9 protein-coding genes are annotated in these 7,986 nt (G+C 75.2%); 2 read left to right on the top strand and 7 right to left on the bottom strand.

The genetic code is table 11. The features are described 5' to 3' along the window. From ACIWVC_RS14235 to ACIWVC_RS14210, 6 genes are all read right to left on the bottom strand, one after another. On the bottom strand, window positions 1–894 hold an 894-nt coding region (locus tag ACIWVC_RS14235; protein ID WP_396454211.1), incomplete at its 3' end, for a serine/threonine-protein kinase. Between the two features lie 38 nt (window positions 895–932). Next, on the bottom strand, window positions 933–1,898 hold the full coding sequence (gene rsgA / locus ACIWVC_RS14230; RefSeq protein ID WP_396445699.1) for a ribosome small subunit-dependent GTPase A: 966 nt from the start codon (window positions 1,896–1,898) through the stop codon (window positions 933–935). A gap of 57 nt (window positions 1,899–1,955) precedes the next feature. Further along, window positions 1,956–3,227, bottom strand: coding sequence for a 3-phosphoshikimate 1-carboxyvinyltransferase (gene aroA / locus ACIWVC_RS14225; RefSeq protein ID WP_396445698.1), 1,272 nt, complete (start codon window positions 3,225–3,227; stop codon window positions 1,956–1,958). Between the two features lie 26 nt (window positions 3,228–3,253). Beyond that, entirely contained in the window at window positions 3,254–3,976 is a 723-nt protein-coding gene (locus ACIWVC_RS14220) for an anti-sigma factor family protein (RefSeq protein WP_396445697.1), read from the bottom strand. Next, window positions 3,973–4,566, bottom strand: coding sequence for a sigma-70 family RNA polymerase sigma factor (locus ACIWVC_RS14215; protein ID WP_396445696.1), 594 nt, complete (start codon window positions 4,564–4,566; stop codon window positions 3,973–3,975). Before ACIWVC_RS14215 ends, ACIWVC_RS14220 begins: the two co-directional genes overlap by 4 nt. Before the next feature lie 164 nt (window positions 4,567–4,730). Beyond that, window positions 4,731–5,774: a DoxX family membrane protein gene (locus ACIWVC_RS14210; protein ID WP_396445694.1), complete on the bottom strand. Its 1,044-nt coding sequence runs from the start codon at window positions 5,772–5,774 to the stop codon at window positions 4,731–4,733. 76 nt (window positions 5,775–5,850) lie between these two features. On the opposite strand from ACIWVC_RS14210, the gene ACIWVC_RS14205 reads away from it, so the two are divergent. Further along, on the top strand, window positions 5,851–6,645 hold the full coding sequence (locus ACIWVC_RS14205) for an SOS response-associated peptidase (RefSeq protein WP_396445693.1): 795 nt from the start codon (window positions 5,851–5,853) through the stop codon (window positions 6,643–6,645). Between the two features lie 23 nt (window positions 6,646–6,668). Next, window positions 6,669–7,010 carry a TraR/DksA family transcriptional regulator gene (locus ACIWVC_RS14200; RefSeq protein WP_396445692.1) on the top strand — a complete coding sequence of 114 codons (342 nt, stop codon included), beginning with the start codon at window positions 6,669–6,671 and terminating at the stop codon, window positions 7,008–7,010. On the opposite strand, the gene ACIWVC_RS14195 is transcribed toward ACIWVC_RS14200, so the two are convergent. Beyond that, complete coding sequence (locus ACIWVC_RS14195) at window positions 7,007–7,807, bottom strand: methyltransferase domain-containing protein (RefSeq protein ID WP_396445691.1); 801 nt, start codon at window positions 7,805–7,807, stop codon at window positions 7,007–7,009. The two genes, ACIWVC_RS14200 and ACIWVC_RS14195, sit on opposite strands and share 4 nt — an antisense overlap. Window positions 7,808–7,986: the final 179 nt, after the last annotated feature.

Raw genomic sequence — 7,986 nt, 5'->3', positions numbered from 1 at the left:
CGGGGGCGACGGCACCGTCGGGGCGGGCTCGGGCGGCGGCAGCGTGATGTCCTGCGGCGGCCGCGCCGGGGCGAACGACGGCGCCGGCGAGCCCTGCGCGGCCCGGCGCAGCAGCCGCTCGGCCTCGTCCCGCCCCATCCGCTCGCCGGGGTCCTTGCGCAGCAGCCCGTGCAGGACGGGCGCCAGCGGGCCGGCGAGGCGCAGCGGGTCCGGCTCGTCCGACAGGACGGCGGCCATCACGCCCCACACGTCCGGGCGCCCGAACGGCGGGCGGCCCTCGACGGCGGCGTACAGCGTCGCGCCCAGCGACCACAGGTCGGACGCCGGGGTCGCCTTCTGGTGCCGGGCCTGCTCGGGCGCCACGTACGCGGGCGACCCGATGATCGCGCCCGCCTGGGTGAGCGTCTCGTCGCCCGCCACGGTCGCGATGCCGAAGTCGGTGAGGACGGCCCGCCCCGGCGCCATCAGCACGTTCCCCGGCTTGACGTCGCGGTGCACCACCCCGGCCGCGTGCGCGGCGCCCAGCGCGTCCAGCAGGTCGAGCCCGATCGCCGCGACCCGCGCGGGCGGCAGCGGCCCCTCCCGCGAGATGACCTTGTCGAGCCCCTCCGCCCGGACGAGACGCATCACGATCCACGGCCGGCCGTCCTCCTCGACGACGTCGTAGACCGTCACGATGCCCGGATGGTCGAGCCGCGCCGCCGACCGCGCCTCCCGGAACGTCCGCGCGTACAGCCGCTCGACCTGGGCGTCGTCCAGGCCGTGCGGCAGCGACACCTCCTTGACCGCCACCTCGCGGTCGAGGGTGCGGTCGCGGGCGCGCCACACCGCGCCCATGCCGCCCCGGCCCAGCAGCTCCAGAAGCTCGTAGCGCGCCGCGATCATCTGAGGCATGCAGCGACCCTACCGACGCGCGCGGCGGCCGTCGCGGGCTATTCGGCGTCGGACTCGCGGCTGGAGAGCAGGCGGCGCAGCGAGTCCAGGCGGGCCCGGGACGCGCGGCCCTCGGCGACCCAGCCGTCCAGCCCGCAGTCCTCCTGGAAGTGGTCGCAGTGCGGCGGGCAGCGCTCGGCGGCGCCCTCCGCGAGGTCGTCGAACGCGTTGATCACGTTCTCCGGGTCGACGTGCGCCAGCCCGAAGCTGCGCACGCCCGGGGTGTCGATGATCCAGCCGTCGCCGCCGGGGAGTTCGAGCGCGATCGCGGACGACGAGGTGTGCCGCCCGCGGCCGGTGACCGCGTTGACGTCGCTGACGGCGCGTTCGGCGTCCGGGACGAGGGCGTTCACCAGCGTCGACTTGCCGACGCCCGAGTGGCCGACGAGGACGGTGGTGCGGCCGGCCAGGTGGGCGCGCAGCTCGTCCAGGTCGCCGCCGCGCCGGGTCACCGCGTAGGGGACGCCGAGCGGCGCGTACTCGGCGACGAGGGCGTCCGGGTCGCCGAGGTCGGCCTTGGTGAGGCAGAGCAGCGGGTCCATCCCGGCGTCGTAGGCGGCGACGAGCTGCCGGTCGATCAGGCGGGGGCGGGGCTCGGGGTCGGCCAGCGCGGTCACGATGGCGAGCTGGTCGGCGTTCGCGACGATGATCCGCTCGAACGGGTCGGTGTCGTCGGCGGTGCGGCGCAGCGCCGAGGTCCGCGGCTCCACCCGGACGATGCGGGCGAGCGTGTCGGGGTCGCCGGACACGTCCCCGACGAGCGCCACCCGGTCGCCCACGACGACGCCCTTGCGGCCCAGCTCGCGGGCGCGCATCGCGGTGACGGGACGCTCGTCGCGGGTGCCCGGGTCGACCAGGCAGCGGTACCGGCCGCGGTCCACCGCGGTGACGAAGCCGGGCGAGGCGTCCTCGTGCGCGGGACGGCGGCGGGTGCGCGGCCGCGACCCGCGGCGCCCGGGCCGCACCCGGACGTCGTCCTCGTCGTAGTCGTGTACTCGTCGAGCCAGTGTCCGCCCCTGCCGTCAGGCGGGCGCCAGCATCGACGCCCACTGCCGAGTGAAGTTCGGAAGAGTCTTGCCCACGGTGCCCGGATTCTCCACATCGATGCCGGGAACGGCCAGGCCCAGCACCGCCGCCGCCATCACCATCCGGTGGTCGTCGTAGGTGCGGAAGACGCCGCCGCGCAGCGGGCGCGGGCGGATCTCCAGCCCGTCCGGCAGCTCGGTGACGTCGCCGCCGAGCCCGTTGATCTCCGCGGCCAGCGCGGCGAGCCGGTCGGTCTCGTGGCCGCGCAGGTGCGCGATGCCGGTCAGCCTGGACGGGGAGTCCGCGAGCGCGCAGAGGGCCGCGAGCACCGGGGTCAGCTCGCCGACCTCGTGCAGGTCGGCGTCCAGGCCGGAGAACCCGCCCCGGCCGCGCACCGTCAGCCCGTCCGGACCGCGGGACGCCTCGGCGCCCATCGCGGTGAGGAGGCCGCGCAGCGCGTCGCCCGGCTGGGTCGTCTCCGCCGGCCAGCCCGGCACGGTCACCCGGCCGCCGGTGACGAGCGCGGCGCCGAGGAACTGCGCCGCGTTCGACAGGTCCGGCTCGATCACCCAGTCGCGGCCCCGCAGCGGGCCGGGGGCGACGCGCCAGACGTTCCCCTCCGTCTCGACGACCGCGCCCGCCTCGCGGAGCATCCCGACGGTCATCGCCAGATGCGCCGCCGACGGCACCGGCGGCCCCTCGTGCCGGACCTCGACGCCCTTCTCGAAGCGCGGCGCGGCCAGCAGCAGCCCCGACACCAGCTGGGACGACCCGGACGCGTCGATCACGACCTCGCCGCCGTCCACCGAGCCCGCGCCCCGGACGGTGAACGGGAGCGCGCCCCGCCCGCCGTCGTCGACGACGGCCCCGAGCGCCCGCAGGGCGGTGATGAGCGGGCCCATGGGCCGCTCCCGCGCGCGGGGGTCGCCGTCCACCGACACCTCGCCCGACGCGAGCGCCGCGACCGGCGGCAGGAACCGCATCACCGTCCCGGCCAGGCCCGTGTCGACGTCCGCCGGGCCGCGCAGCTCACCCGGGACGATCCGCCAGTCCCCGCCGTCCTCGGCGATCCCCGTGCCGAGCGCGCGGAGCGCGGCGGCCATCAGGTCGGTGTCGCGGCTGCGCAGCGGCCGGACCACCCGGCCCGGCGCGGCGGCGAGCGCGGCCAGCACGAGCGCCCGGTTGGTCATCGACTTCGAACCGGGCAGCGGCACCGTGGCGTCCACCGGGGCGTGCGCGACCGGGGCGGACCAATGCGGAGAGGGCATGCCCCAAGGTTATCGGGCCGGCCGGATCAGAGGGGGATGGTGAGGAGCGTCCCGCCGGTGTCGAGCCTGACCGCGAAGCTCTCGATCTGCTGCCGGTCGAGGCCCGTCCCGCCCTGCATGACCAGCGGCTTCGGCTGCCCGGGCACGCCGTAGCCCTCGTCGGGGACGCGCCAGCCGGCGACGACGCTGCGTTCGCCCGCCTTCGACACGGCCTCCAGGTGGCACCGCAGCGGCCCCTTGACGCCGCGCAGCTCCAGGCTCACCTGCGTGCCCCAGCCCTTGTCGACCAGGCCGACCGTCCCGGACACGCCCGTGCCCGCGTCCTTCGCGCTGAACTGCTCGCCCATGACCGACTGCGCCACGGGCGGCTGCTTCTGGCCGGCGCCCTCGTCGCCCAGCGCCGCCCCCACCGCGATGCCCGCGCCGAGGGCCACCGCCGCGGCGGCGGTCCCCACCGCGTACGCGCCGCGGCGAAAGCGCCGGTCCGCCCTCCGCCGCCGGCGCATCATGTCGATCACCGGCGCCGGGGGTGTGGACGGCTCGTCCTCCTCGGCGGCCGCCTCCGCGCCGGGCTCGGCCGCGCCGGGCGCCAGCTCGAAGAGGGCGCCGGCCGCCCCGGACAGCTCGCCCAGCTCGGCCTGGCAGCGGCCGCACCCGTGCAGATGCGCCTCGAACGCCCGCCGGTCGGCGTCTTCGAGAAGGCCCAGGGCGTAGGCGCCGACGTCGGTGTGCTCGATCTGGGAGCTCATGAGGTCACCCCCCTCTCCTCCAAGGCGACGCGCAGGGCGCGCAGCGCGTAGTACACGCGGGACTTGACCGTCCCGACCGGGATGCCGAGGTACTCGGCGGCCTGGTTCACCGTACGGTCGCGCAGCACCGTCTCCGTCAGCGCCTGCCGATGCGCGGGGGAGAGGGACTCCAGCGCCTCCGTCACCACGACCTTGCGCAGCAGGCCGTCCATCTCGTCCGCCATCGGGAGGTTCTCCAGGGGGCCGTCGCCGACCTCCGGCGGCCTGACCTCGCGCTGCCGCCGGTTGTCGATCACGATACGCCGGGAGACCGTGGCCAGCCACGGCATCAGCGAGGACGTCCGGTCGTCCAGCCGGTCCGCGCTGCGCCACGCCCTGATCATGGTCTCCTGCACCACGTCCTCGGCCCACTGGCGGTCACCGCCGGTGAGCCGGAGCACGAACGCGAGGAGGGGCCGATGGTACTCGCGGTACAGCTCCGCGACGATCTCCTCGTCGCTCGCGGCCGATGGCGGCCGCGCCGTGCCGGGGCGGCGGAGCAGGCTCCGCAGCCCGCCGGTCGGGCGACCGGTCGATCCGGGAAGGGCCATGGCCGGGGCGTCTCCGTTGAGGTGGGGCGGTCGCCGAGCGGGGCTCGCCGACTGGTCGGTCGCGGGCGGGGCTGGAGGACGGTATGCGGTCACCTGGCAGTACGGGACCGCGCCGCTCCGCGGTTCAACGGCCTTGAGGCTCTTTTAAGGTTTTCTTCGGGAAGTCAGCGCTTGACCGCCTCCCTGACCTTCCCCGCCTGGGCCGCCGTGCCCGCCTTCACGGTCCGGCCGGCCTTCACCGCCTTCGCCGCCTGGGTGGCCGTCCCCGCCTTCACGGTCTTGCCCGCGGCCTTGCCGGCCTTCGCGGCCCGCCCGGCGCGGAGCGCCGCCATCTCGCGGATGTCCGGGTTGCCGCCCTGGGAGAACAGGCCGCCCCTGGACCGGCCGCGGGACCCGAGGCGGCCCTTCAGCGCGCCGGTCGCCTTGCCCGCCTTGAACGTGCCCGCGGCACCGGCCTTGCCCAGCACGCCACCCGCCTTGGCGCTCTTGAACAGGCCGCCCTTGCCCGCCTTTCCGGCTTTGAACAGCCCGCCCTTGCCGGCCTTTCCGGCCTTGAAGAGCCCGCCGCCGGCCTTGCCCGCCTTGAACAGGCCGCCGCCCCGCTTGGCGGCCGGCTTCGCCCTGGCCGCCTTCGCGGCCTTCTGGGCGGCCTTGCGCCCGCCCTCCGCGCGGGCGATCCGGATCTGCCGCGCGGCCTCCCGGCGGGCGTCCCGCAGCGTGGCGGCCGCCTCCCTGCGCATCGCCTTGGCCTCGGCGCCGGTCCTGATCTGCGACTCGCGCATCGCGCGCCGCAGCTCCGCCGTGCGGGGCGGGCGGCGCGGCTCGGTCGCCGACATCAGCAGCGCGCCGAACAGCGCGGCGTTCTTCAGCAGGTGGGAGCGCTCATCGGCGCGGCGCTCGGGGTCGCTCTCGGTCCAGTAGCGGTGCTCGGTCGCCAGCGCGGGGATCAGCTCCACGGCGAGCATCAGAGTCGTCAGCCGGCGGAGCCTGCCGGTCAGCAGCAGCGCGCCCGTGCCGAGGCTCAGCGCGCCCTCGATGCGGACCATGGTCTCCGGGTCCTTCGGCATCCAGTCGAGCCGGTCGGCGACCGGCTTGACGGCCGGGCCGACCTGCTCGGCGCGCTCCCGCGGATCGCGGATGGCGTCCAGGCCGGTCATGATGTAGGGCGCCGCCACGAGGGGGCGGGCCAGGGTCGTGAAGGGTCGCATGACCCTCTCCATGCCCAGCGCGCCGCACCTCAAGCGCGACCGGCCGGTGTCCCAGGCTCGTGGTGTCATGGGACGCATGTGCGGACGCTATGCCACGACCCGCGCGCGTCAGGAGCTGCTGGACGAGTTCCAGGTGCAGCTCGACGCCGTCGACGGGGATCTCCAGCCTGACTACAACGTCGCCCCGACGAAGCAGGTTCCGGTCGTCCTGAACCGGCGCCCGAAGGACGCCCCGGAGGAGGAGCCCGCCGTCCGGCAGCTGCGGACGGTGCGCTGGGGGCTCGTCCCCTCCTGGGCCAAGGACCTGTCCATCGGGTCGCGCATGATCAACGCCCGGTTCGAGACCGTGCACGAGAAGCCGTCCTACCGGCGGGCGTTCGCCCGCCGCCGCTGCCTGCTGCCGGCCGACGGCTATTTCGAGTGGTACACGCTCCAGAACCAGGGCGACGCGCCGGACCCGGCCGAAGGCGAGAAGAAGGCCAAGAAGAAGCCGCAGAAGCAGCCCTATTTCATCCGCCCGAACGACGGCTCCGTCATGGCGATGGCCGGGCTGTACGAGTTGTGGAAGTCGCCGGAGGACGAGTGGGTGTGGACGTGCACCGTCATCACCACCGAGGCGCCGGACGACCTCGGCCGCATCCACGACCGGATGCCGATGATCGTCGAACCGGACCGCTGGGACGCCTGGCTCGATCCGGAACTCACCGACACCGAGCGGGTGCGCGGGCTCCTGGTCCCCGCCATGGCCGGGACAATGGACGCCTACCCGGTGTCAAAGGCGGTCAACAGCGTGCGAAACAACGGGCCCGAACTCATAGAACCGCTGATTTCTGGGGATAGTCCGGGTAATCCGTCCGACAGTTTGTTCTGACCGCCGCCGCCTCGGGGGAGGGAGTGCGCACCATCGTGGACATCGCCGCCGCCCGTTCCCGCCTTGAGGTCATGCTCGCCGATCTGGAGCGGTCCATCGCCATTCTCCGCGGCGAGACGCCCGAGCACGACAATTCCGCGGCGGACGCCGGCGCCGGCCTCACCGCGCACGACCGCGTGGAGGCGGCGCTGGAATCCCTGGAGCGCCATCGCGGCGGGGTGGCCGCCGCCCTGGAGCGCATCGACGCCGGCGCCTACGGCCGGTGCGTCGACTGCGGTGAGGCGGTCCCGGAGGGCCGCCTGGAGGCCCGTCCCGACGCCGCCCGCTGCATCACCTGCCAGGCGCGCCGCGACCGCAGGCGCTAGCCCGCGCGGCGTGCGCTCGCCAGGAGGTGGACGCCCAGCGACTCGTCCCCCTGCGGGGCGTTCAGCTCGGTGCGGACGAGGCGGGGCAGGGCGCGGGGCGACTCGGCCAGCACGTGCTCGACCGTCGAGGGCGACAGCACGGTGCGCGGCCTGATCCACTCGACCTCAAGGCCGGCGTCGCCGAGCAGCTCGCGCAGCTGGTGGGACGAGAACGAGCGCGTGATCGTCCCGTCCGGCCAGGGGACGAGGACGACCTCGGCGCTCGGCACGTCCGACAGGTGCGCCCAGTAGTTCCGCTCGGCGAGCAGCGCCATCCCGAGGGTGAGGGAGTCGACGCAGAGCAGGACGCGGCCGCCGGGGCGCAGCACGCGGGCGATCTCGGCGATGGTGGCCTCGGTGGCCAGGTGCCGGGACAGCACCCGGTTCTCCGCGACCACGGCGTCCACCGAGGCGTCGACCAGGTAGGAGAGCGTTCCAGAGTCGCCCACCAGCGGGATCGTGCCCCGCACGGGGCGGCGGGTCTCGTCCCGGGCCGAGCGGCCGGCGCGGTCGGGGTCGCGCACCTCCAGCACCGCGTGGCCGGCCGCGGCGGCGTGGCCGGCGCTGCGCCCGTGCCCGCCCGAGATGTCCAGCACCCGCGACGGCCTGCGCGGCAGCCAGCGGGCCAGCTGCGCGTCGGCCACGGCCCGGTAGAACGTCCAGTAGCGCGCCAGGGACTCCCCGGACGCGGCTCCGGAGCCGTCGCGCAGGCTGGCGATGGTGGGCTCGGAAGGTCGCGCCGAAGGCACGGAGTGCACCGATTGCTCCTGTTCTCCGCGTGTATGTGACATCCTTCCCCGTCCGGGGCCGGTCATCACCCTGAGTGACCCGCCGGCGGGCCGCTCCGGGAATCGGCGGGGCCGTTCCGGTGTTGCACCGTCTCACAGCGAGCAACACGGAGGTGCAAGCCGATGACCACAGCCGTCGCCGATGGGCA

The sequence above is a fragment of the Actinomadura sp. genome (assembly GCF_044508335.1).
Classification (GTDB): Bacteria; Actinomycetota; Actinomycetes; order Streptosporangiales; family Streptosporangiaceae; genus Spirillospora.
Note: the sequence above shows the minus strand (reverse complement) of the source record. Positions and strands in the feature narration are given on the sequence as shown.